Raw genomic sequence first — 24,037 nt, 5'->3', positions numbered from 1 at the left:
CCGGTAGCATAGCTTCAACTCATCCCTGAAAACCACCATTCACACCTTTAGCAATGCATCTCACGTCCTTTGCATAGCAGACAGGGTATTTTCCCAAGGAACATAGCGAAACTTGTTTCAAATCCAAATGAAGGACGCCATGCAAAAAAACATTCATCGCCGCCATGACATTGATGCCCTGCGCGTGCTCGCTTTTGCCCTACTCATTTTGTATCACCTGGGGATGGCCTATGTGGCTGAATGGGGCTGGCATGTAAAGAGCACTTACCAGAGTGAACCTTTGCAGATCCTGATGCTGGCAGTTAACCAGTGGCGAATGCCATTGCTGTTCCTGATCTCTGGGGCCGCAACATACTTTCTGCTAGCTAAGCTTGGGAGCGCTCGGTTTCTGCTGAGGCGATTGCGACAGCTACTTATCCCACTTCTCTTCGGCATACTGGTTATAGTGCCACCACAAGCTTACTATGAGGCGCTCTCCAACGGCGTCATAGAGCCAGGTTACCTAAGCTTCCTCTGGCAATACTTTACGTTTCAACCCTGGCCGGCCGAGAGCTTTGCAGGTAGCCATGTTGGCTTCACCTGGAATCACCTCTGGTATTTACCCTACCTGCTCTGCTACACGCTAGCCATTATTCCAGTATCTTATTTTCTGCATACCTACGGGCCAGGACTAGGAAACTGGCTATCTCGCTTTAGAGCCTGGCAGCTTCTATTCATGCCGCTGCTACCCCTCACTTTATACGGCCTCTATCTCTTCCCGCTTTTTGGTGGAATTAACTACGCCGTTGTTGGTGATTGGTATACCCATGCACAATTTTTCACTTTCTTTCTATTCGGCTACCTGCTTGTCAGCAATGAGGCTCCATGGAAACTGCTAGTGCGCCTGCGCTTCTTCCTGCTGATTGGGGCTCCGCTTTGTTTTTGCCTATTCCTACTGTTCGATCGGGTATTGGAAGAGGATATAATTCCTGGGCAGTCTTTAATTCAACTAATAGTAATTTATGCCAATCGTTGGTTCTGGCTACTTACAGTATTAGCTTGGGGACACTACTGCCTCAACCGCCCGTTTACATGGTTGCCCTATGCCACAGAGGCAGTTTACCCCTGGTACATCCTGCACCAGACAATTACTGTTGCGGCGCTCTTTAAGTTGAAAGAGTTTTCCATGGGGCCGGTTATCGAGCCCCTACTGGTCTTTTTAATAACGGTGATAGGGTGTCTCGCTATTCATGAATTTATCATTCGGCGGGTGCCCTTGCTGCGATTACTGTTCGGCCTGAAAGCTAAAACGCCCGGTAGAGTCCCAAGCCTCAGCCCTGCCAACCAAGGTGTATAACCCTATCAAGACCGCTCTGCGCCGCTCTCTATCTGATGTAATGCGCGGCGCATCAAAGCATAGAACCCATTACTGCGAGACTGACTCAAGTGCTTACTCAGCCCCAATTCATTAAATAGTTGGGGCAGGTCCAATGCTTGGACCTCATCCGAAGTGCAACCATCTATCTGAGAAAGCAACAGTGCCCCGAGCCCCCTCACAACCCGGCTATCGCTGTCGAGTCCAAAGAAGTGACGCCCATCTATTTCCCTGTGTACTAACCAGGCCTCAGATTCACAGCCACGAACGAGATTCTCCGGATTGCGGATCTCGGGCTTACGGGTAACCACTTTACTCCACTGCAATAGCTCACGATAACGCCCCTGCCAATTTTGATAAGAGGCCAGACGCTCAAGTTGCAACAGGGAAAAATCATCTCTTGCCCAGCTTTTGGAGTGAACCTCTACCCCAGATGTGGCCAGCTGTTGGACCTCGCAATAGTCCTCTAACGCCTGCAGAAATGCCCTGATATCATCGTCGGTGTTATAAGCCGCTATAGAGGCGCGCACCGTAACCTGATTGCCACTCGTTCGCCCCAGTATTTGCGCACAGTGATGCCCCACCCGCACGGCAATATCCCGCTCATCCAGCCAGTGCATTAAATCCGTAGCACTGCCTTCGACCGGCACAAATGAAATTATTCCGAGGTTGTGACTAGCTTGACTGATCAAACGAAAGTTTGGGGATGCATTGAGTTCCCGGTGCAGCCAGTGTGTCAGTCTTTGTTCATGTTCGGCCATAGCGGTACGATCCTGTCGGGAGAGGAAATCCAGTGACGCCCCCAGCCCGGCTATTGCAGCCAGAGGTGATGTGCCCGCCTCAAATTTATGAGGTAATTCTGCATAGTGGCTCTGCTGGAATTCCACTTCCGCGATCATCTCACCCCCACCGTGCCAAGGGGGCATTGACTCTAAAAGGGTTTCACGCCCGTAGAGAAAACCGATCCCACTGGGGCCGTAAAACTTATGTGCGGAACAAACAAAGAAATCACAACCAATTTTTTGTACATCAATTTCTTCATGAGCGGCCAACTGAGCGCCATCCACGATCCATATAAGTTGCCAAGGTCGTAACAATTTTCGAATTAATGAGAGATCTGGACGCAAACCTATTGAGTTGGAACCACCGGTCAGAGAAACCACTCGTGTACGATCGTTCAACACCTCTCCCAGTCGATCAAACTGGGGAATTCCTGCAGAGTGGGGCACATAACGCAGAATCAGATTATGGCGCTTGGCCATCATCTGCCAGGGTACGATATTCGCGTGATGTTCAGCGGTGGAAATAACTATCTCATCGCCAGGCTGTAATTCACTACAAAGACAATGGGCGAGCAGATTCAGGGCCTCAGTTGCACCGCGACAAAAAATGATTTCTTTGGCACTAACGGCATTCACAAACTGCTTGGTTTCATTGCGCACCTGCTCGACCATTTCAGTAGACCTGCGCGCTAATCGATGACTAGATCTATGAGTGTTGGCACTACTGTGAATATAGTAATCCCGCATCGCATTAATAACGGATAGCGGTTTTTGCGTGGTAGCTGCATTATCCAGGTAGACTAACCCTGCATTTTCCTCCTGGGCAAAAAGTGGAAACTGCTTCTTGAATTGCTCTGCAGAAAAACTCATAGGGTAAATAATATCTCAGTATTTTTTCGTGTTGCGCTGGCAATTTCTTGTAAAGAAATACCGCGCAGCGCCGCTAATTCGGCGGCTATTAATGGCAGATTTTCCGGGCTATTTCGCTGCCCCTGCCGCCCTGACAGTGGCATATCGGGTGCGTCGGATTCCAGTATCAAGCTCTCTAACGGCATACGTGTAACGGTCTTGCGGGTTTTGGCCGCGCGACTGTAAGTGATAGTGCCACCAACGCCCAAATAAAAGCCCATTTTCCAGTAGTCCATAGCCATCTGCTCACCACCACTAAATGCATGTACCACTCCTCCCCTTGGTAGAGGGTATAGCTTCAATAGCTTAAGTACTTCGTTGTGCGCCCGATGCACATGTAAAATCAGTGGTAGCTGTAAGTCACTGGCAACTTCCAGCTGTGTTTTAAATACAGCAATTTGTTTTTCCAACGGAGTTGCTATAGCGGCATCCAGGCCACACTCTCCGACAGCAATACAGCGATACTGCTGTAGATGCTCGGCTAGTGCACGGTTCAGTTGCACCTCATTGATGCACTCTTCATCTTCCTGGCAGTTTTTTGACACCCACCAAGGATGGACTCCAGCAGCCGCATGCCAATGGGGCTGACCGTCAACCAATAGCGCAAGCTTTTGCCACTGGGATTTACAAACACCGGGGATAATCAGCTGACTGATCCCCTTGGCGACACAGCGCTGCCAGACCTGAGCCCGATCAGTCTCGAAAATTTGAAAATCAAAATGACAATGGCTGTCGATCAATTTCACTTGTGCTTCTCTGGTTTTGCCTGCATCTTAGCATGATGCCCACAATGGACCCTGAGGCCCCCTTGATAGAAACGCTGTTGCCCATTGCCCTTTTTGTCTTTTCCACCAGTATCACCCCTGGCCCCAATAACTTAATGATCATGTCCTCTGGATTAAATCACGGCGCCAGCCGCTCCTTACCACACTTGCTGGGTATCTGGCTTGGGTTTCCCGCAATGGTCATTGCAGTAGGGTTGGGCCTCGGCTCGGTCTTCAGCCAATTTCCAGTACTTCACGAGATTATCCGCTGGGTAGGCATTGGCTATCTGCTATATCTGGCCTGGCTGATCGCTTCAACACGCGAGATAGACTCCGCCAGCGATCGCCACCCCTTTTCATTTTTTCAGGCCATCGCCTTTCAGTGGGTCAACCCCAAAGGCTGGATTATGGCCATAGGTGCCCTAGCAGCATTCACCAGCCCAAATGGCGAAGTGTGGAAAGACATATTGCAGATCGCCCTAGCCTTTATAGCCATAGGCGGTCCCTGTGTCGCTGTTTGGCTGTTCTTTGGTATAGGGCTAAAGCGCTTTCTGACCAAACCCAACCACCTGAGACTGTTTAATATCACCATGGGCCTTTTACTGGCAGCCAGCGTGGTTCCTTTGGCGCTAGAAGGTCTGTATTGAACCAGCGCTCATTGAGACGCAGGAAAAAGGGACTACAAGTGCCAACTTGTAGTCCCCATAAATGAAGGAAAGAAAGCGAAAAAATTTAGCGCGATGCGGTCTGGGTGGCAGTTGCAGCCCGCAAGGCTGCGGAATCCTCTAGCCAAACGATATCACTGGCATCGATCTGGCTTTCGGTGACATCAGATAAGGTTTTCCCCAGGCTTTGCAGGGTCTTCTCTTGCGAGGTGAAAGTTTCTATCGGCATCTCAAGCCAGGCCTGCCCCTCTTCGTCGATTACCTGACGCACTTCGCCTCCATCCAGGCTACTGACGTGACGGTCGATTACAGAGCTACTCCCCGGCGGTAAATAAATGGTGCCATTGGTGATATCTACCGCAAAAGCCACAATACCGGGGATGATGCCAAATAACAGTGCGGCCCCATCTAGTATCAATACAGCCGGGTCAACCCGTCCACCACTCTGCCCTTTGCGCTCAGGATACAGGAAGTAACCACAAGCACTCATATTGATCACCACGGTCAGCAAACCGCTGAATACAATGCCACGCTTTAGATTTCTATTCATGGCCTACCTCTATTATTAACTTTGATAATATTGTCCAGGCGGATACTTCCCCTGTAATGGGCTCCGCCAAGCTTTCGTGTTTCTCCCCTACAGCTCTCAATCAACTCATTATCGACGGGGTGAAAGATAAGCAAATTTACGCCTATCTGCACCAACGTACAACAATTGCCCAATCGAACTGCCTAAACTTTAACCAGCACTTGTTGCGGGATGTTAAGGAGATGTAGTCGATTTCTGACAGTGTGGATTGACGCACTTGTGATCAGGCCGGGCAGTGAGCAGTCGCCAGGGGTCCGACACCGGAAATTTCAGGGAGCAGTAGTCGTAGCGGGTGCCGCCATGGAATGGCTAAAGCACGGTATCGAATTCGGTACCGTGCTTTTTTAATTTCAGAAAGCGCAAAATTGCACCCTCAAGTGGCGAAATCCCCCACTCTCCCCCTGAAAAAATCCCTCCAGAGCTGTATCCTGCGCCCAACAACAAGAGTGGAGCTCACTACATGTACATAACCAGTGCCTTTGACAGCGGCAATATCGAAGTGATCAACGCTGAAAGCAGCCCTATTCAGCTGGCTATACGCCAGGATAATAACTCCGATTTCTACCAGTGGTTTCACTTTCGACTAGAGGGTGAGGTGGGCGCAAGCTATCCACTGAGTATTGCCAATGCAGGTAAATCCGCCTACCCGGAAGGCTGGGAAAACTATCGGGTGTGCGCCTCCTATGACCGTCAGAATTGGTTCCGCATCGGCGCCAATTACGATGGCAAGACTCTCGACTTTACCGTAACCCTGGATGAGCCCAGTATTTACCTGGCTTACTTCGCACCTTACTCCTGGGAGCGCCACCTGGATCTGCTGGCCTGGGCTCAGAGCAATGAGCGGGTAAAAATCCAAACCCTTGGCAAAACCCTCGACCAACGCGATATGACCATGCTCACTATCGGAGATGCCGAAACCGCCAAGCATCGGGTATGGATGATTGCACGCCAGCACCCCGGAGAAACCATGGCGGAGTGGTTTGTAGAGGGCTTCCTTGAGGCGCTGTTGGATGATGCCAACCCTCAAGCCCAGAAACTGCTGGCAGATACCGTTTTCTACGTAGTCCCCAATATGAACCCCGACGGCAGCGTTCGCGGCCACCTGCGCACCAATGCCGCTGGTGCCAACCTGAATCGCGAGTGGCTCAATCCCACCATGGATCGCAGCCCGGAAGTATTCCTCGTTCGGGAAAAGATGTTGGAAATCGGCGGGGATATCTTCTTAGATATTCATGGAGACGAAGCACTTCCCTATAACTTCGTTGCTGCCTGTGAAGGTATTCCCGGCTATGACGAGCGCCACGCAAAACTGGAAGAAACCTTTAAACAGGCCTACGAGGCTATCAGCCCCGACTTTCAAACCGAGCACGGTTATGAGCTAGACAAACCTGGCGAAGCCAACCTTACCATTGGCACCGCCTGGGCCGGTCATCAGTTCCGCACTCTGGCATTGACCCTGGAAATGCCATTTAAGGATAACGACAACCTGCCTGACCCTGCAGAGGGGTGGTCCCCAGCCCGCAGCCAGCAATTAGCCCGCGATATTTTGTTCCCAATACGCGAGACCCTAAAAATCCTGAAGTAATTTCAAATCAGCTTGAGCCCCGGCCCAATAAGCCGGGGCATTCTCCGAAATAAAACTGAGCCTATCAGCAATTCACTTTACAGGTCGCTCAACAAACCAAGCCAGCCCCATCTGGCTGCGCCGTTGACGAGAGATCTGCCCGCTGTGTAAATCCTCCCAAATTAAATCAAGCTCACCTGCAGTACTAACTTTAGCCCCCCAAAGAACCTTACTATTTGCATATTGGTTGATACTGGAATCCAGGAAATGCTTTGGAAGAAAAGTTTGCGGTAATTGCGCAATGACTTCTCCCTCAGGTGAAATTTGCACTGAGATAGGTACTAGTTCCGCTACTTTGTTTGCAGCAATTTCTTTTTCTAATTTTTCCTTTGTCAAATCTAGCCTACCAAGCCGTATCGCCCACCCTCCTTCTACAGCATCCACTAACTGGGACTTTTTACCTTCGATAGTGTTACCGGCGCGATCATGTTGAAACACCATTTGCCAGGTTTTACGAGTGGGCTCGGTAAAGCACCAGATTGAATGGACGCGATCTTCATTTATTCTTTTGGAGTGCTCAAAACGCCCGAGTAGAATCCCACGACTATCCAGCAGACCATGCCACTGCCCAAAATCTGTGGAAAGCTCTATTTTTCCATCCTCAAGTCTGGGAATTTGTCGGTGTACAGACTGGACCTTGGTCGCCACCTCTCCCGATACCACACTGGTAAATTGTGCATCTGACCAATGCGTGAGATCTGATTGTTTATCTCCATCGAAATCCAAATCCCAACCCACCCGCATCGGCTCCCCACTGAGGGCAACATTCACTAGTCTCTGCTTGGAACCAGCAATCACAACTCCATCAAAATCTACTTCCAGGATGGGATCGGCACAATACGCTGACTGATACGCATTGACAGCAACAGAAAAACCAAAGAATAAACTTATCAACAAACAATTTATTTTTATCATTTTTAGCACCAGCAATTATCCAACATTAAATTAGAGAGCAATATACTTTTCCCTCTTGTAACACATAAAATTTTATACCTCATTTACAAGAACACAAAAAAGCATAAAAGCTGAAATCACTTAAACTCAAGTCAAACCGATGTACACTTTGCAGAACACCCCCAAAAGCAACTAATCATATGCAAGTACTGCTATCTTAGAGGGCGACCAAAGAGCAATATAAAATTTAAAAAAATATGAATTTTATTGATTCAAAATAGCTCAATATTGGCACCCCATAAATCCACTTAAAATTGAATGAAATAGTATCGCAACTTCAAATCCTGAGTTCCCACCCCCTTCCAAAGGCAAAAGGAACAAAAAGTTCAGATCAAACATCTATGGCTTATGGCAATAGCCAAAAAGAAAAAAAACCCACCAACCCATCACACAGCTTCCGAGGCAAGTGGGTATAAGGGGTTTATCATGCCAACAACTTTGCCCTATGGCATCAATAGCGACCCTTAACTGGAGTATTTTTGTATTAAAAAACCCCGCAAAAATGGAATGCCTGGTCACTACAGAACATTATCAATGGGATATTGGAACTTTCTATCCAAGCAATCCCAACAAAACCAAACCAATATCCCAAAAGCTGCTAAATCACACCACTTTCTCTAGACAGAAAAATCCGCCCATAGTAAAAAAAGAAAACAATAAAAAGGTACCAATAGGGTTCCGCAAAATAATTGAACATAAAAGATTAAAAAATCTCTCTCTTTATCTTAAAACCCCAAACGAACGAAAAGGCTATCTATCCAGAAAGCCCCCGGAGAATAATAATGAAACTCAATATCATGCAATCAATCCAGATTACAGCCGTTTTGTCGCTGCTTATCTGTTCACCACTATGGGCAGACACAGTTTCCGACTTTCAAAATAGCTGGACAGGCAGAGCCCTGGACTTGCAACGTAAAATCGATAACCACACCCCAATGAGTGAGAATAATATTCTCGGCACCCACAACACTTACAACTCAGAGGTCTATCGAGCCTGTAATTTCTCCGTTGGCTGCCGCTATCTCGACCCCCAGCAGGAATACTCCATTAAGGATCAACTGCGAATGGGAGCAAGGTTTATTGAACTGGACGTCCACTGGACGGCAAAAATGGAGAACCTCTTCTCCTACCCCAAACGCTTGCTGCTTTGCCATGGGCTGTGCAGCCTGAACGACAAGTATGCTACCGAGGGCTTTAATGAGGTGAAAGCCTGGCTTGAGGACAGCGCCAACCAGGATGAGGTTATTATCCTATACATCGAAGACCACTCCGACGGACGCCACAAGGATCTTTACGACCAGATTACCAGCCGCTTTGGCAATAGAATCTACTACAGCGGCGGCTGCCAGAGTTTTCCAAGCACCTTGACCAAGAATCAGGTACTGGCTGCCGGAAAACAGGTTGTCGTATGGAAAGATGGCGGATGCTCGGGTAATAACAGCATGAAGAATATGGCATTTACCGGCCTCGGTGAGATTGGTCGCGTCTGGGAAGACAGCACCACTATCGGCACCATTGGAGAAATCTTCAATGGCGGTATTGAGAGGATCACCGCTAACGATGTACGCAATGGCTTTGCCCAGGGGCATAACATTATCAACCTGGACAATATGAATACTAGTGACGGCCGTATCGCCGCCGCAATCTGGTCCTGGGATCAGAACGAACCCAATAACCTCAACAATGAAGACTGTGCAATGCAGTGGGGTAACGGACGTTGGAATGATGCCAACTGCAGCAATCAATACAGCTTCGCCTGCAAGAATGTAACCGACGGTAGCTGGGTAGCCACTGCCTCTACCGGACCCTGGGCTTACGGTAGTGCCAACTGCCAAGCCCTTGGCAGCCAATACGTCTTTGAGGTACCCACCAACAGCAAAGACAACCAAGCCCTAAAAGCAGCGAAGGAAGCCACGGGCTACGACAAGGTCTGGATTAACTATCAAGACCAATCCACTGAAGGCCAGTGGCTGCGCAGCGAGTAATCCCAGCCCAACTCTTCACTTACAAACATCCTTTAGAGCCCGCGTTAGTATGCGCGGGCTCTCCCTTTTCTCTTCCCAGCGGTACCAGCCTGCTTGACTAGCCGACTACCGAAGAATTGTCGTTAGTTTGCTCTATATCGTGCATAATCCGTGTCTGAGCAAGACTCACAGGACATAATTATGCGAATCCCTACTCTTTGGCGTCGCCTTGGTTTGACCATTGCCGTCGGCAGCGCACTAACCGCTTGTGGCAAAAGCACCACTGAAGCGGCCAAGCCGGAGGCTGATCACAACGCAGCCCATGCCGAACACCACCATGCTGACGGTGCCAAGTTATCTCTCGGTGAAGCCGAACAGGCTCAGGTCGATGCCATAGCTGCAGACCTGCACAAACACATTGCGATCCTTGCTTCCGACAAGTTTGAAGGGCGCGCTCCCGCTACCAAGGGTGAAGAACTCACCGTGAATTACCTGGCAGAGCAATTCAAGGCGCTGGGTCTGGAGCCTGGGGCTATGGATGCGGCCGGCAAACCCAGCTGGTTCCAGCAAGTCCCTATCGTGGAAATGGAAATTGAAACCACCCCCCTGACATTCAAGGGCGATGGTTTCGAGCAAAACCTGCAACCAATAGACGATATGGTGGCCTTCACCCAAAGACAGACCGCAGGCTCTTCCCTGGAGAACAGCGAGTTGGTATTTGTGGGCTACGGCATTGTCGCTCCAGAAAATAACTGGAACGATTACGCCGGATTGGATATGAAAGGCAAGACTGCGGTTATTTTGGTGAATGACCCCGGTTACGCGACCCAGGACAAGGCCTTGTTCAACGGCAATGCCATGACCTATTACGGCCGTTGGAGCTACAAGTTCGAGGAAGCCGCCCGCCAAGGAGCTGACGGTGCGATTATCATTCATGAGACCGGTGCTGCGGGCTATCCATGGGAAGTGGTTAGTGGCTCCTGGTCCGGTGCGCAAGTCAGCCTCGAAGCCGAAAATAAGAATGCAGACCGGGTTGCTATTGAAGCTTGGATGACCAATCAAGCCGCCAATACGCTATTCCGCTCCGCCGGCCTCGATCTGCAAAAGGAAATGGACGCAGCCAAAACTCAGGGCTTCAAACCCAAGGCTCTGGGGATAACCGCCAGCCTACAACTGAAAAACAGCCTGCAGAAGTCTAATTCTCGCAACGTGGTTGCCAAGCTTTCGGGCAACAAGCACCCCGACGAGGTGATTGTCTACACCGCGCACTGGGACCACCTGGGCGTTAACAAAAATGCAGATGGTGAAGACCAGATCTTTAACGGGGCCGTCGATAATGCCACCGGTACCGCTGGTTTAATCGCTATGGCCGCTGAGGCGGTGAAGCTGGATCGCCCAGAGCGCTCACTGCTGTTCGTTGCCGTAACGGCTGAAGAGTCAGGCCTGCTCGGCTCCAAGTACTACGCCGAAAAACCTGTCGCTCCTTTGGAGAAAACCGTTGCTGGCATTAACTTTGATGCCATGAACGTATTGGGCCCAGCCCGCGACATTACTGTAATCGGTTATGGCAGCAGTGAGCTGGAGCAAATGCTGGAGGTATCCGCCAAAGGACAAGGCCGCTATTTAGCCCCGGAAGAGCACCCGGAGCGCGGCTACTTCTATCGTTCAGATCATTTCAGCCTGGCGAAGAAAGGCGTGCCCATGCTGTATTTCGACTCCGGCAGCGACAACTTTGAGCATGGCCGCGAGTGGGCCCAGGCAAAAGGTGCCGAGTATGTTAGCCAGCACTACCACAAGCCTGGCGATGAGTACGACCCCTCTTGGAATCTGAAGGGCTCGGCAATGGACCTGCAGCTTGGCCTAAAACTAGGCCTGAAACTGGCCAACAGCCGCGATTGGCCCAACTGGTATGAGGGCAACGAGTTCCGCGCAATTCGCGATGCGAGTGCCGAAGCCCGTAAGTAACCCTCTCTCCAGCCACTCTACGGCAGTGATACCATCAGTACTACTGCCGTAGAGTCCATATCCTCCTCATCGACCTTGCCACCACTATAAACTCTTTGGAAATTGATTCATTCAGTTTTGCAGCACCTGCCGTCACTTTAATCGCGAGGCATGGCAATCGGACAAAAGCTAAACTCCCCCTACACAAGATAAAAATACCCAAGCAAATCCTAGATAATTGTCACGCGTTATAGAGAGCCCCCTTCCATTAGACCTGTGTACATCGGGGTGAGGATAGCCTACTAATAAATGGTCACTTTAACTTCAATGGGTTATCCCAAAAAAAGATAAGGAAATTAACAATAAAAAAAGTTGGCCACGAAAGCATTAACAGCGGAAAGATCCGAGCACTTTTTCAAGGTGCACTTAAGTGTTCTAGTCGCAACTGAAGATATATTGAAACAGTTGAGACCAGCGGAGAATGGCAGATTTAAACAGGCTTACTAGGGGGCGGGATTTAGGAAACGGCTATCGTTGGCGACACATCCTTGTGTCGCAGTTATCCGCCAATTAATTGCCGGATAAACTTATAACTAAGCGCCGATAGCATCCTTTTTCTTCAGTTCTTCATCGCGCAGTTCACGACGCAGGATTTTACCGACATTAGTCTTTGGCAAATCTTCACGGAACTCGACCTTTCTCGGCACCTTGTATGCCGTCATATTCTCTCGACAGAAAGCGATAACTTCTTTCTCAGTCAAAGACGGGTCAGCCTTGATAACAAAAAGCTTCACCTGTTCACCACTTTTTTCATCGGGAATACCAATTGCAGCGGCTTCGGTCACTTTTGGATGGGCACTGACGATATCTTCAATTTCGTTGGGATATACGTTGAAGCCAGACACAATAATCATGTCCTTCTTGCGATCCACAATCTTGATGTATCCATCATCCTGGATCACCGCCATATCACCGGTGTTCAACCAACCTTCACTATCGAGGGTATCAGCAGTAGCTTCTGGGCGCTGCCAGTATCCCTTCATTACCTGGGGACCACGCACACAGAGCTCACCGGGAGAATTATTCGGCAGATCGTTGCCATTTTCATCCACGACTTTAACTTCAGTTCCCGGAACCGGGATACCTACAGTACCCAGCTGTACGCCCTCGGTGGGGTTAAAAGAAACAACCGGAGAAGTCTCGGTCATACCGTAGCCTTCCATAACCACACAGCCGGTCATATCTTCCCAGCGCTTGGCAGTGTCTCTGGTCAGAGCCATACCACCAGAAGCCGTGGAGTGCAGTTTGCTGAAATCCAATTCGGCAAAATCTTTATTCAGCATCAAGCCGTTAAACAGGGTGTTCAGGCCAACAAAGCCGGTAAAGCGCTGCCCTTTCAGGGTTTTCACAAAGCCGGGAATATCGCGCGGGTTTGGAATCAGCAGAGAGTGGTTGCCGGTGGAGAACAGGCACATGCAATGGATGGTGAAAGCGTAGATATGGTAGAGCGGCAGCGGCGCAATATAGAACTCCTCCCCCTCTTTCATACCACTACCAAACGCTTCAAGAACCTGCTGCATATTGGCAACCAGGTTGCGGTTGGTCAGCATCGCACCCTTGGCAACACCGGTGGTGCCACCGGTGTATTGCAACACGGCGATATCTTCTGGTGCGCGCTCAACATCCTCACTGCCCTTCTGTGCACCGAGAGCCAGTACCTCACGGAAATTTACCTGCTGGGCAAAAGAGAATTCCGGCACCATTTTTTTGATGTGCTTGGCAACGCCGTTGATCAGAACCCGCTTTAAAGGGCTGTGCAGGTCTGCGATCTCAGTAACGATCACTTTCTCAACACTAGTTTCATCAACAACAGCCGAAGCGGTATCAGCGATATTCGCCAGTACAACCAATGCTTTGGCACCGGAGTCATTCAACTGGTGCTTTAATTCACGCTGGGTATACAGCGGATTGGTATTGACGACCACAAGTCCAGCTCGCAAAGCACCAAATACAACTACAGGGTACTGCAGTACATTGGGCAGCTGGATAGCGATGCGATCACCGGGCTTCAAATTGGTGTGATTTTGCAAATAAGATGCGAACTTCGCGCTCAAGGTGTCGATATCACCGACAGTCAGAGTTCGCCCCAGGCAGGTGAAAGCCGGTCGGTCACCAAATTTGGCGCAAGCGCCTTTAAATACATCGAGAATGCCGCGATCAATGTCCAACTCTCTTCTCCCATTCCTGATTGTTGTTATCGCTTGCTCACATCTCTCGCCCTTATAGACGAAACCTGCCATTTTTCGGAGCCAGCGAGAATTTATTTATTGTTTGTAGTATGTTGCGAGACAATAAAAAAGAGGCTTATTCATGCCTCTCCAAACCCATCGTCCTCTTTACCCTGCGCAGGAAACAAACCTGCCAACGCAGCGGCCAATTCTCTATCTCCAGAGTATTGGACATCTCCCAACAAAAAAGCATGTCTAGCGTTTAAATGGCCAGCCAAAATCGCATTCAAAGTGTGATTAGCCATTTCCAATATTAGCGCCGGTTCTTCCGTTTGCCCGAACTCAGAAACCACTTCGAGATCATTCGGAGCTCCTTTTACGTAAACATAAAAGTCACAGGCATCCGGCAGGCGGAACTGTACCCGAGCAAGTGGGTGCAAACAAGCTATGCGCCGCAGGCGCTCCTGAACTGAATCCGGCAATTGCATCGGAATGTCTCCGTCATTGGCCACTTCGGCGCCGGTAAAAAAAACCGCCGGTGAAGACCGGCGGTTTTTTATTGAGATTGGATTTAGAACGCGAAATGTTCTGCGTCCAGATCCATCAGGTTGGCCGCACCGCTCAGCATGGTTTCAGCATGGCTGGAGGTACGCGGAAGGATGCGCTCGAAATAGAAACGGGCAGTCTTCAGCTTGGCTTGATAGAAATCTACTTCAGCAGTGCCTTCAGCTAACTTTTCGTTAGCTACTTTAGCAGCACGCGCCCACAGGTAACCCAGCACGGTGTAGCCGGAGAACATCAGGTAATCCACGGAAGCCGCACCAACTTCATCCGCATTCTCCATGGCCTTACCGCCTACGTGCAGAGTCAGGTCGCCCCACTGCTTGTTCAGCTCTTGCAGCTTGGTAACAAAAGGCGCAAGCGCTTCATTATCAATTTCCGCCTGGCAGAACTTGTGCACTTTCTTGGTGAAGTGGCGCAGCAGCTCACCCTGACTCATCAATACCTTACGGCCCAGCAGGTCGAGTGCTTGAACGCCAGTGGTGCCTTCGTAGATGGTGGAGATACGCGCATCGCGTACATTCTGCTCCATGCCCCACTCGGCGATGTAGCCGTGGCCACCGAAGCACTGCAGGCCCAGGTTGGCGGACTCAAGACCGGCTTCGGTAATGAATGCTTTAGCGATCGGCGTTAGGAATGCCAGCAAATCTTCCGCTTCTTTCTTCGCTTCCTCATCACCTTTATGAGTGATGTCAACCAGTTGCGCACAAGTAACAACCAACATACGGCTGCCTTCAGAGATGGCCTTTTGGGTCATCAGCATGCGACGTACATCAGGGTGCACGATAATTGGGTCAGCGGGACCCTCTGGGTTCTTAACGCCAGACAGGGAGCGCATTTGCAGGCGATCTTTAGCGTAAGCCAAGGACTTCTGGAAGCCGATCTCGGAGTGGGCAAGGCCTTGCAAAGCGGTACCCAGACGCGCAGTATTCATAAAGGTGAACATGTAGTTCAGACCTTTGTTGGGCTCGCCAATCAGGAAGCCTTTAGCACCGTCAAAGTTCAGTACTGCGGTGGCATTACCGTGAATACCCATCTTGTGTTCCAGAGAACCACATACAACACCGTTGCGCTCACCGATAGAGCCATCAGCGTTAGGCATAAACTTGGGCACGATGAACAGGGAGATCCCCTTGGTGCCAGCCGGCGCATCTGGGAGGCGTGCCAGCACGATATGCACGATGTTATCGGTCATGTCGTGCTCACCGGCGGAGATAAAGATCTTGGTACCGGTAATCGCGTAAGAACCGTCGTCGTTGGGCTCAGCCTTGGTGCGCAGGATACCCAGGTCGGTACCACAGTGAGGCTCGGTCAGACACATGGTGCCGGTCCAGCTGCCTTCAACCAGCTTGGTCAGATAAACCGCCTTCTGTTCGTCGGTACCGTGCTCTTCCAGGGTGTTCATGGCACCATGGGAAAGACCGGGGTACATACCCCAAGACCAGTTAGCAATACCCACCATTTCACTCATGATGGTGCCCAGAGAGGGCGGCAGGCCCTGACCGCCGTATTCGGGATCGTGGGGCAGCGCCGGCCAGCCGGCTTCTACAAACTGCTGATAGGCCTCTTTAAAGCCTTCTGGAGTGGTGACTTCACCGTCTTTCCAGGTACAGCCCTGTTGGTCGCCGATCTGATTCAGCGGAGCTAGTACGTTTTCACAGAACTTAGCACCCTCTTCCAGGATGGCATCCACGACATCAGGAGTGGCCTCCTCAAAACCCAGAGACTCGTAATGCTTATCTGAGTCCAGCATCTCGCGCATTACGAAACGCATTTCACGCAGTGGCACTTTGATATCGGTCATCCTGATACCCTCAATTCGGTTATGTTAAGACCAGCCAGAAACTGCCCGGTCATATTTGTGACTAATTAATAAGATTGGTTCATCATAGTAGTAAGGCTACAGCCCTCTCTATGGCGAAATCCGTCCAAAGCGGTGACAAATCGAGGCGGGAATTCGAAAAAATGTGACCAAGCCAGTCAAATATCCAGGCCAGCAGCGGCTCGCCCCCCGCGGCGGTATTCGCCTGGCGTGATCCCAGTCCACTTCTTAAAGGCGCGGAAAAAAGCACTGGATTCATCAAACCCGAGCATCTCGGCAATCTGTCCATTGGAGAGATCCGGGCAACTCAGGTAGTGGAATGCCGCTTCCATACGGCACTCATCTTTCAATTTCTGGTAAGAAGTGCCCTCTTGCTGCAGGCGGCGGCGCAAAGTAGTCACCGACATATTGAGCCGCTCTGCCACAGCTTCGGCGGCGGGCATGGATTCGCTGACATCCCTGTTGAGGATGGTTTTAACCTTGGTTTTGATGCTGTTGGCACTGCCGTCGCTAATCACCAGATGATAAGGCGCGGTGCGGATAAAATCCTCCACCATCTGGGGGCTCTGCACCACCGGGTAATCGAGATAACGTGCATCGTACTCGAGGGCATTGAATGGCTGCTCAAAAGACAGTTCGCCCGCTTCGCTCTGAGCCAAGCTGCGAAACTCTTCCGGACAGGAGAAAGAAAAATGCAAACGTGCCAGCGGGATTTCACGCCCTGCCAACCAGCAGTAGAAACGGTGCCAAACTGCCAAGGTAGTGCGCACCACACTGGGGCTAGTGGCGGCCAACAGCCGATCAAACTCCCCTTTTTCCAGGGAGCTGATACCGTGGATTTCTACCCGCACGCGGCCATTTTCTCCATCCTGCAGCTCCGGCTTCACCTTAAAGCCGCGACAGATCTCCATAAACTCGGCACAGAGCGTAATTGCCTGGCGCAGAGTGGCACAATTGACCACCGCCATACACAGCAAACGGAAAGAGCCCGAACGCACTCGCCCGCCACTGAGCATGCCAAACCATTCATTTTGGGCCAGCCACATAACCCGCTGGTAAAGACGGCCGTATTTTATCGCGGAAAATGCCGCCACACCCTCCAGCTCATGCTCATCAATACCGACCGACTCGAGCAGTTCGGCTTTGTCGCAGCCGTGGCGTATCGCCTCCTCTAGCAATCGCTCCAGGTAGGCAATGGGTATACGAATATCCTCTTCTGATGCCGCCATCTGTCTACTTTCGCCTGCGTAACCAGCTCAATACGGCCCCAAAACCCAACGCAGCTGCAATAATGACAAACAGCGCTAACAGCAAAAGGACCAGGTAATAAAGGACATCCTTGACAGGCAGGTCCCAGCTAAAGATCGCCGCCGCAACAAATGCGACACAGGCGAGCACGCTGGTAATAAAGGAGCGGCGACTTTTATTGGCCATGGTGATCTGGATACATTGATTTTTAAAACAGGTGAGATAGCCACTTCTTGTGGCGCTACCATTGTATTGTCGGCACCTAAGAGCCTGTAAAAAGCCCCCATGAAACATTGTGAAATTAATCAAATGTTCCCCAGCTACCGACGCGGCGTCGAATCGTGAGGGATCGGCAGGTATCTGTCAACGCCGCAGGAGGCGCAAATGCCCAGAAGAATGCTGGAACCCGAAGATCAGGCTACCCTGCTGCGTCTCTTCCGCTGGATGATACTTATGACACTGATTGTCACCCTGATAATGCTGGGCATCGCGGTCTTCGCCTAACCCCCCCCTATTTAAAGAGTCGCTACTCCCCCACCAACCCTCCCTTCGCCAGATGTGCCGGATCCAGCAGTCCCTCAAGAGTTTTGCGATCCAAATCGGTCATCTCCAGCGCCACATCCATCACCGGACGACCACTTTTATAGGCCGCTTTAGCAATTTCAGCGGCCTTCAGATACCCGATGACCGGATTCAGGGCGGTAACCAAGATAGGGTTCCGCCCCAGGGTTTCGTCAATATGGGCGCGATTCACGGTAAAGCTTGCGATAGCCCGATCCGCCAGCAACTGCGCGGCATTGGCGAGCAAGTGAACGCTCTCCAACAATGTGCTGGCCATGAGGGGCAGCATTACATTTAACTGGAAATTACCACTTTGTCCGGCCACTGTGATGGTTGCGTCGTTACCCATCACCCTTGCCGCCACCATTGCGGCAGACTCAGCAATTACCGGGTTCACCTTGCCGGGCATAATACTGCTGCCCGGCTGCAGGGCTTTGAGCTCAATCTCCTTGAGACCTGCCAAGGGACCACTGTTCATCCAACGCAAGTCATTGGCAATCTTCATCATGGATACAGCCAAAACCTTGAGCTGCCCAGACAGCTCCACTGAAGTATCCTGGCTGGAAATCGCCTCAAAAAAATTCTCCGCTGGGCGGAATTGCTGAGAAGTGTGTGCACTCAACTTTTGCGCAAAAAGCTCGGCAAAGTCAGCGTGGGCATTGAGACCAGTACCCACCGCAGTGCCGCCTTGGGCCAACTGTGCCAGGCGCGGCATACAGCCACGGATGCGCTCTCGACCAGCTTCCACCTGTGCCGCCCAACCACTCAGCTCCTGCGCCATAGTGATAGGAACAGCATCCATCAGATGGGTTCGGCCTGTCTTGACCACGCTCTCCAGCTCGACGCTCTTATTGCATATCCCGGTATGAAGATTACGCAACGCCGGCAGCAGCTTGTCGCGCACTGCCAGCAGAGCCGATACATGTATCGCCGTGGGAATCACGTCATTACTGCTTTGACTCATATTGACATGATCATTGGGGCTAATAGACAAGCCATTGCCCTCTGCAGCGAGGTGCGCCAACACCTCGTTCACATTCATATTTGAACTGGTGCCGGAACCAGTTTGGTAAATATCCACAGGAAAATGGCGCGCAAACTCCTCATCGCCAAGTCGATCACAGGCGTCGATAATCGCTGTCGCCCTCGCCTTATCCAGCAAGCCCAGATCCCTGTTGGCCTCGGCAGCAGACTTTTTAATCAGCACTATGGCCCGGAGAAATTCAGCGGGTAGGGGCTTGCCACTGACAGGGAAGTTCTCTACGGCACGCTGGGTCTGTGCTCCGTAAAGCGCCTCCTGTGGCACTTGGATCTCGCCGAGACTGTCCTTTTCAATGCGGAATTTATCGCCCATTTGTGTCCCTCAGGGTGCACTCCTGTGCACCGTTCAGAAATGTGGAATTGCCCGGGATCTACTCGACTACAACGGTAATCTTTTTCGATACCACCGGATTCTTGTGGGGCACATGCATATAGTTGCCCAGCACCAGTTGTAGCGTATGTTTACCGGGCGGCAAGGTGACTTGTGTCTCTGTCTGACCACCACCAAAGTGAATGATATTTTCAGTCGCGGGCAGGGGTTTACTCAGGTCCGGCATATCATCCACATCAATCAGCAGGTGGTGGTGGCCGGTATTTTCACGCTCTACACCCGCCGGAGCCACACCCATGCCGGACAGGCCAAATTTCACAGTGAAAGTCTGTGGCACCTTCTCGCCATCTTTCGGGGAGATAATATAGAGCTTGGTTTGCTGCGGGGCTTTTTCCGCAGCTTCGGTCTTGCTGCCGTGTTCCGCAGCTTCGGTCTTGCTGCCGTGTTCCGCAGCTTGTAACAGCGGCGACAACATCAAGGCACTGGCGAAAAGTAGAGAGTTCACTTTGATCATAATCTTTGCTTCCTGATAAGGCGCCTACGACGCCAATTCTTATCATCTGGCTGAACAGCCCACCAACCCCACATTCTGCGGCGGGGTGGCAAACAGCACTTTACCAGACCAAAGTCCCACTGAAAGGGGGTTCCAGGGAATATAGTTGCCGAACCGAAGGCGAGCGCCAAAATCTGTGACTGACGCCTCGCGAAAAGCCTTAGGCAGAGGAAGCCTCTGAAAGAAGGAATTATTAAGAGCTAAAAGAAAAGACCCAAGATACCGGGGATTGAGGCGCAGAGTGAGCTTGCCAAGTTAGACACTCACCCGCCCCTCCTGAGTCCATTCACAGCGTACCTGCATGTCACCACTTCCGGGTTCATGATAGAGGCCAGCAGCCTCCCAACTAAAGGAATGCACTCCGGAAAGCTCGGTTTCCAAGTGTACAGTGGCGGACACCCAGTACATGCTTCTCAACAATTCCTCAAACTTCTGAATCCACATATCCCATTCATACTCTACCGCACGATAGGAGGCGCCAAAGTGGATCACATCCGTTTGGTATTGGGATTGCTTCATTTTAATGGTGGGGATAGAAAACATATCGCGACAGAGAAAGGGCCACTCGTCGGCACTGGGCAGAGCGAGTACCGCATTGCGGTTAATGCGACGGCGTTCGCTACCTCCGGCAAGGCTATTGCTGTCTTTGATACAACCGTAGACTATGGATTCCTGATCGCCCTGAAGCATTAATTCCTTTCCTTACCACAGCGCCACCGGACATCAGGTACCCAGGGCAAAAAAGATCTAGGAGATGCACTTTAACGGCGAAGCGGCCAGAAAGCCATAACTCCACAGGTGATCATTGGCATTACCATGACCATCGCCGATTTATTTATAAATAATTTGTGAGATTTAACGAGAAGCGCGAGCACCAATTCACAGTGCCCGCAGCGACAGATTAAATTTCAAATCCCCGTTGGCGCAACATATCCATCAGACCCTCTTCATCCATCACCGGAATGTCCAACTCCCGTGCCTTGTTCAATTTTGAACCGGCACCGGGGCCCGCCACTACATGGTGCGTTTTTGCAGAGACACTACCAGCCACCTTGGCACCAAGACGTTGCAGGTAATCCTTGGCCTCGCTGCGTGACAGCGTTTCCAATTTTCCAGTCAGCACCCAGGTCTGGCCCGCTAGGGGTTGCTCCTCGGCTGCGACTTTTTCCACCACCCAGTGCACACCCGCCTGGCGCAAGGCTTCGATCTCTTCCTGGGCGTGGGATTGCTGGAAGAACTCGGCAACAAAATGGGCAACAACAGGTCCCACATCTTCCACCTCCTGTAGTGACTCTTCACTGGCCGCCATCAATACCTCCAGGGAGCCGAAATGGCGAGCTAGGTTGCGCGCAGTCGCCTCTCCCACCTCGCGAATACCCAGGGCATAAAGGAATTTGGGCAGGGTTGTATCTTTGCTGCGCTCCAAGGCATCGAGTAGATTTTGTGCAGATTTCTGTCCCATGCGCTCGAGCCCGGCAACCTGCTCGAGATCGAGGTGGTAGAGGCCGGAAACCGAGTGCAGCAGCCCCTCATCCACCAACTGTTCTACCAATTTATCCCCCAGGCCATCGATATCCATCGCCTTGCGCGAAGCGAAGTGCTTGATCGCCTGCTTACGCTGAGCGCTACAAATCAAACCACCACTGCAACGGGCAACGGCTTCCCCGGGAGTGGATTCTACCGGCGAATCACACACCGGGCAGTGCGCTGGAAATTCAATTACACGGGCATCTTTCGGGCGCTTACTCTCCACAACCGAAACCACCTGGGGAATCACATCCCCAGCACGGCGAATTACCACGGTATCGCCGATCATCACACCGAGGCGCTGGATTTCATCGCGATTGTGCAAAGTCGCATTGGAGACGGTTACCCCGCCCACAAACACCGGCTTAAGGCGCGCCACTGGGGTCACTGCCCCAGTGCGTCCCACCTGGAACTCCACATCCAGAAGCTCGGTCATTTCTTCTTGAGCGGGAAATTTATAGGCCATGGCCCAGCGCGGCGCCCGGGCAACAAAGCCCAAACGGCGCTGCAGAGGGATACTATTGACCTTAAACACAATGCCATCGATATCGTAGGGTAAGCCCTCGCGTTTATCGCCGAGCTCGCGGTGGTATTCGATGCAGGCCTGAATATCCGCCGCCAAACGCATTTCGCTATTCACCCGAAATCCCCACTGCCCCAGTAACTCGAGCGTTGCCAGATGCTCTTCCGGCAGAGAGGCCCCCTCGACCAGCCCAATACCATAGACACAAAGCTCAAGCGGGCGCTGCGCGGTAATGCGGGAATCGAGCTGTCTAAGACTGCCCGCCGCCGCATTGCGAGGATTGACGAACAGCTTCTCGCCCGCGGCGGCAACCTTGCGATTTAACTCGGCAAAGCCCGCCTTGGGCATATAGATTTCACCGCGCACCTCCAGCACTGCCGGATACGCTGTGACCCCCGTCTCTTGACGCAAACGCAGTGGCACCGAGCCCACAGTGCGTACATTCTGCGTTATATCTTCGCCAGTTGTGCCATCACCACGGGTCGCCGCACGCTCCAAAATGCCATTGCGATAGAGCAGACTGATAGCGATACCATCCAGCTTGGGCTCACAGGCATATTCGATTGCGCCCTTGCTATTCAGGCGGTCTCTCACCCGCCGATCAAACTCCAGCAGCTCCTCGTCGCTAAAGGCATTATCCAGAGAAAGCATGGGCACTTCGTGGCGCACTTCCGAAAAGGAGGATAGCGGCTCTGCGCCGACCCGTTGGGTAGGCGAATCCGGGCTCAGCAACTCTGGGTATTGTTGCTCTATATCCTGCAACTCTCTTAGGCGGCGATCGTACTCCACATCCGGTAATTCCGGATTATCCAGCACATAATATTGATAATTAGCTTTTAGGAGCAGCTCGTGCAAAGCCTCTACTCGCTCGCGTATTGACTGGGGTATGGATTGTTTGGTCATCGACAGTTCGAGTGAAAATAAATCAAAAAAATTAAACTCAAATGCAACAACGGCCCCAGCTCGCGGAAAAGCCCTCAGGCTCAACCGCGGCCTGGGGCCGCGTTGTAACAAAGCAAGAATTGTAAAACTATGCGAACAAATAGTGTCGCAGGTTATCAGCCTTGCGCCTTGCTCAGGGCCCGGCGACGCTGATACTCCACGACTCGCTGACGATAGTGCTCAGCAGTCTGGGCAGTGAAAACACTGCGATTTTCATCTTTCAACTCGCCCCCGAGCAACTCGGCAATTTTGTAAGCGGTAGAAAGCATTTGATTGAATGCCTGGATCGCCTCGCCCTCAACCGGTAACGCCAGGAACATACTGACCCCCGGGGTGGCAAACTCCTCCATTTGTGCCAGGTCAAAAACACCCGGCACCACAATATTGGCCAGGCTAAATATCACCGCACCATCGGCACCGCCTCCCTCGTGGTAATGGAAGATATTCATCTCTCCAAAACGCATACCAGAGGCCACCATTACCCGCAGAAGATCGTTGCCCTCAAAGTAATCGCCTTCGGGTGCCATCACATTAATAACCAGCACTTCATCGCGGACCGAGCTTTTTTCTACAGCGGATTCTTTGCTTGGCGACACAACCGTATCGGCTTCGCGGGCTTGGGGTTCATCCCGTGGGGATATGGGCTCTGGGCGCTCTTCGGTGAGCGCATTGAAGCTCTCAGACTCATCCAGCGCCGGCTCAAAGCGCTGCTCCTCGCCCACAGAATCCATCAAAGTGGGCACCTGCTCCTCCAGGTCCAGCACCCCCTGCTCATGGGCGTTGCGCTGCGGTGCACTGCCTGCGAGGGGCTTGCGCGAGGAAATAAAGCTCTCCTGCACTTGGCGGTTCACATGCAGTGCATCTTCCATAGCACGCCTCTGCACAACACGCACCTGACCTGGCAATTCACTGGTTGCCGGTCGCGGCTTTGTCTCTTCCTGGGAATCTCCGGGGGTCCCACTTATTTCAGGCGGGCGAGCCGGTTCCTGCACAAGGGGGTCCGCATCACCCCCCACTTCGGATTGCATCGCTTTGGACAGATTTCGCGATACCTTCACCGCGGCCTTCTGCCGTAAAATTGCGCGGCGTACGCCGTCCAGCACCACTACAAGCAGCACTACCACGAGGATCGTAACCAGCCAGTTATCCAT

The 24,037-nt window shown here is 51.6% G+C and carries 19 protein-coding genes; 5 read left to right on the top strand and 14 right to left on the bottom strand.

Translation table 11 applies throughout. From position 1 onward, the window contains the following. Positions 1-139: 139 nt before the first annotated feature. Complete coding sequence (locus MJO52_RS07700; protein ID WP_252085356.1) at positions 140-1,336, top strand: acyltransferase family protein; 1,197 nt, start codon at positions 140-142, stop codon at positions 1,334-1,336. A 5-nt stretch (positions 1,337-1,341) separates the two neighbouring features. Here MJO52_RS07700 and MJO52_RS07695 read toward each other — a convergent pair whose 3' ends face one another. After that, positions 1,342-3,006 carry an aminotransferase class V-fold PLP-dependent enzyme gene (locus MJO52_RS07695; RefSeq protein WP_252085355.1) on the bottom strand — a complete coding sequence of 555 codons (1,665 nt, stop codon included), beginning with the start codon at positions 3,004-3,006 and terminating at the stop codon, positions 1,342-1,344. Continuing rightward, complete coding sequence (locus MJO52_RS07690) at positions 3,003-3,791, bottom strand: TatD family hydrolase (RefSeq protein ID WP_252085354.1); 789 nt, start codon at positions 3,789-3,791, stop codon at positions 3,003-3,005. The genes MJO52_RS07695 and MJO52_RS07690 overlap by 4 nt, the downstream gene beginning before the upstream one ends. Before the next feature lie 32 nt (positions 3,792-3,823). On the opposite strand from MJO52_RS07690, the gene MJO52_RS07685 reads away from it, so the two are divergent. Continuing rightward, positions 3,824-4,456: a LysE family translocator gene (locus MJO52_RS07685; protein WP_252085353.1), complete on the top strand. Its 633-nt coding sequence runs from the start codon at positions 3,824-3,826 to the stop codon at positions 4,454-4,456. Between the two features lie 85 nt (positions 4,457-4,541). On the opposite strand, the gene MJO52_RS07680 is transcribed toward MJO52_RS07685, so the two are convergent. After that, the gene (locus tag MJO52_RS07680) at positions 4,542-5,024 is read right to left on the bottom strand and encodes a hypothetical protein (protein WP_252085352.1); all 483 of its coding nucleotides are present in this window, start codon (positions 5,022-5,024) and stop codon (positions 4,542-4,544) included. Positions 5,025-5,523: 499 nt separating this feature from the next. Here MJO52_RS07680 and MJO52_RS07675 point away from each other — a divergent pair, with 499 nt between their 5' ends. Then, entirely contained in the window at positions 5,524-6,648 is a 1,125-nt protein-coding gene (locus MJO52_RS07675; RefSeq protein ID WP_252085351.1) for a M14 family metallopeptidase, read from the top strand. Between the two features lie 72 nt (positions 6,649-6,720). Here the strand turns inward: MJO52_RS07675 and MJO52_RS07670 are convergent, their stop codons facing one another. Further along, positions 6,721-7,602 (bottom strand): hypothetical protein, encoded by an 882-nt coding sequence (locus tag MJO52_RS07670; protein WP_252085350.1) that lies wholly within the window; start codon positions 7,600-7,602, stop codon positions 6,721-6,723. Positions 7,603-8,423: 821 nt separating this feature from the next. Here MJO52_RS07670 and MJO52_RS07665 point away from each other — a divergent pair. Then, the gene (locus tag MJO52_RS07665; protein WP_252085349.1) at positions 8,424-9,626 is read left to right on the top strand and encodes a hypothetical protein; all 1,203 of its coding nucleotides are present in this window, start codon (positions 8,424-8,426) and stop codon (positions 9,624-9,626) included. Between the two features lie 180 nt (positions 9,627-9,806). After that, the gene (locus MJO52_RS07660; RefSeq protein WP_252085348.1) at positions 9,807-11,570 is read left to right on the top strand and encodes a M28 family metallopeptidase; all 1,764 of its coding nucleotides are present in this window, start codon (positions 9,807-9,809) and stop codon (positions 11,568-11,570) included. 572 nt (positions 11,571-12,142) lie between these two features. On the opposite strand, the gene MJO52_RS07655 is transcribed toward MJO52_RS07660, so the two are convergent. The 10 genes from MJO52_RS07655 to zipA all read right to left on the bottom strand — a co-directional run bounded on the left by MJO52_RS07655 (position 12,143) and on the right by zipA (position 24,037). Then, entirely contained in the window at positions 12,143-13,777 is a 1,635-nt protein-coding gene (locus tag MJO52_RS07655) for an AMP-binding protein (RefSeq protein ID WP_286037011.1), read from the bottom strand. Positions 13,778-13,917: 140 nt separating this feature from the next. After that, entirely contained in the window at positions 13,918-14,265 is a 348-nt protein-coding gene (locus tag MJO52_RS07650) for an SCP2 sterol-binding domain-containing protein (RefSeq protein WP_252085347.1), read from the bottom strand. 83 nt (positions 14,266-14,348) lie between these two features. Further along, positions 14,349-16,142 (bottom strand): acyl-CoA dehydrogenase C-terminal domain-containing protein, encoded by a 1,794-nt coding sequence (locus MJO52_RS07645; RefSeq protein ID WP_252085346.1) that lies wholly within the window; start codon positions 16,140-16,142, stop codon positions 14,349-14,351. A gap of 176 nt (positions 16,143-16,318) precedes the next feature. Next, the gene (locus MJO52_RS07640) at positions 16,319-17,389 is read right to left on the bottom strand and encodes an AraC family transcriptional regulator (RefSeq protein ID WP_252085345.1); all 1,071 of its coding nucleotides are present in this window, start codon (positions 17,387-17,389) and stop codon (positions 16,319-16,321) included. Between the two features lie 4 nt (positions 17,390-17,393). Beyond that, positions 17,394-17,594: a hypothetical protein gene (locus MJO52_RS07635; RefSeq protein WP_252085344.1), complete on the bottom strand. Its 201-nt coding sequence runs from the start codon at positions 17,592-17,594 to the stop codon at positions 17,394-17,396. Between the two features lie 340 nt (positions 17,595-17,934). Further along, positions 17,935-19,323, bottom strand: a complete 1,389-nt coding sequence (locus MJO52_RS07630) for a class II fumarate hydratase (RefSeq protein ID WP_252085343.1) — start codon at positions 19,321-19,323, stop codon at positions 17,935-17,937. A 58-nt stretch (positions 19,324-19,381) separates the two neighbouring features. Further along, positions 19,382-19,855: a DUF4399 domain-containing protein gene (locus MJO52_RS07625; protein WP_252085342.1), complete on the bottom strand. Its 474-nt coding sequence runs from the start codon at positions 19,853-19,855 to the stop codon at positions 19,382-19,384. A gap of 294 nt (positions 19,856-20,149) precedes the next feature. Beyond that, positions 20,150-20,584: a hypothetical protein gene (locus MJO52_RS07620; protein WP_152456343.1), complete on the bottom strand. Its 435-nt coding sequence runs from the start codon at positions 20,582-20,584 to the stop codon at positions 20,150-20,152. Between the two features lie 211 nt (positions 20,585-20,795). Beyond that, positions 20,796-22,847 (bottom strand): NAD-dependent DNA ligase LigA, encoded by a 2,052-nt coding sequence (gene ligA, locus MJO52_RS07615; RefSeq protein WP_252085341.1) that lies wholly within the window; start codon positions 22,845-22,847, stop codon positions 20,796-20,798. A 155-nt stretch (positions 22,848-23,002) separates the two neighbouring features. Continuing rightward, entirely contained in the window at positions 23,003-24,037 is a 1,035-nt protein-coding gene (gene zipA / locus MJO52_RS07610; protein WP_252085340.1) for a cell division protein ZipA, read from the bottom strand.

The organism is Microbulbifer variabilis, assembly GCF_023716485.1.
Classification (GTDB): Bacteria; Pseudomonadota; Gammaproteobacteria; order Pseudomonadales; family Cellvibrionaceae; genus Microbulbifer; species Microbulbifer variabilis_B.
The sequence above is the reverse complement of the archived record's forward strand: the minus strand, read 5'-3'. Positions and strand labels throughout refer to the sequence as shown.

What these genes read in the sequence shown, in the direction of transcription:
- MJO52_RS07695 (WP_252085355.1), bottom strand. Translation starts at nt 3,006, where the DNA reads ATGAGTTTTTCTGCAGAGCAATTCAAGAAGCAGTTTCCACTTTTTGCC.
- MJO52_RS07685 (WP_252085353.1), top strand. Translation starts at nt 3,824, where the DNA reads ATGATGCCCACAATGGACCCTGAGGCCCCCTTGATAGAAACGCTGTTG.
- zipA (WP_252085340.1), bottom strand. Translation starts at nt 24,037, where the DNA reads ATGGATAACTGGCTGGTTACGATCCTCGTGGTAGTGCTGCTTGTAGTG.
- MJO52_RS07625 (WP_252085342.1), bottom strand. Translation starts at nt 19,855, where the DNA reads ATGATCAAAGTGAACTCTCTACTTTTCGCCAGTGCCTTGATGTTGTCG.
- MJO52_RS07665 (WP_252085349.1), top strand. Translation starts at nt 8,424, where the DNA reads ATGAAACTCAATATCATGCAATCAATCCAGATTACAGCCGTTTTGTCG.
- MJO52_RS07635 (WP_252085344.1), bottom strand. Translation starts at nt 17,594, where the DNA reads ATGGCCAATAAAAGTCGCCGCTCCTTTATTACCAGCGTGCTCGCCTGT.
- MJO52_RS07640 (WP_252085345.1), bottom strand. Translation starts at nt 17,389, where the DNA reads ATGGCGGCATCAGAAGAGGATATTCGTATACCCATTGCCTACCTGGAG.
- MJO52_RS07700 (WP_252085356.1), top strand. Translation starts at nt 140, where the DNA reads ATGCAAAAAAACATTCATCGCCGCCATGACATTGATGCCCTGCGCGTG.
- MJO52_RS07680 (WP_252085352.1), bottom strand. Translation starts at nt 5,024, where the DNA reads ATGAATAGAAATCTAAAGCGTGGCATTGTATTCAGCGGTTTGCTGACC.
- ligA (WP_252085341.1), bottom strand. Translation starts at nt 22,847, where the DNA reads ATGACCAAACAATCCATACCCCAGTCAATACGCGAGCGAGTAGAGGCT.
- MJO52_RS07675 (WP_252085351.1), top strand. Translation starts at nt 5,524, where the DNA reads ATGTACATAACCAGTGCCTTTGACAGCGGCAATATCGAAGTGATCAAC.
- MJO52_RS07620 (WP_152456343.1), bottom strand. Translation starts at nt 20,584, where the DNA reads ATGCTTCAGGGCGATCAGGAATCCATAGTCTACGGTTGTATCAAAGAC.
- MJO52_RS07630 (WP_252085343.1), bottom strand. Translation starts at nt 19,323, where the DNA reads ATGGGCGATAAATTCCGCATTGAAAAGGACAGTCTCGGCGAGATCCAA.
- MJO52_RS07670 (WP_252085350.1), bottom strand. Translation starts at nt 7,602, where the DNA reads ATGATAAAAATAAATTGTTTGTTGATAAGTTTATTCTTTGGTTTTTCT.
- MJO52_RS07660 (WP_252085348.1), top strand. Translation starts at nt 9,807, where the DNA reads ATGCGAATCCCTACTCTTTGGCGTCGCCTTGGTTTGACCATTGCCGTC.
- MJO52_RS07645 (WP_252085346.1), bottom strand. Translation starts at nt 16,142, where the DNA reads ATGACCGATATCAAAGTGCCACTGCGTGAAATGCGTTTCGTAATGCGC.
- MJO52_RS07650 (WP_252085347.1), bottom strand. Translation starts at nt 14,265, where the DNA reads ATGCAATTGCCGGATTCAGTTCAGGAGCGCCTGCGGCGCATAGCTTGT.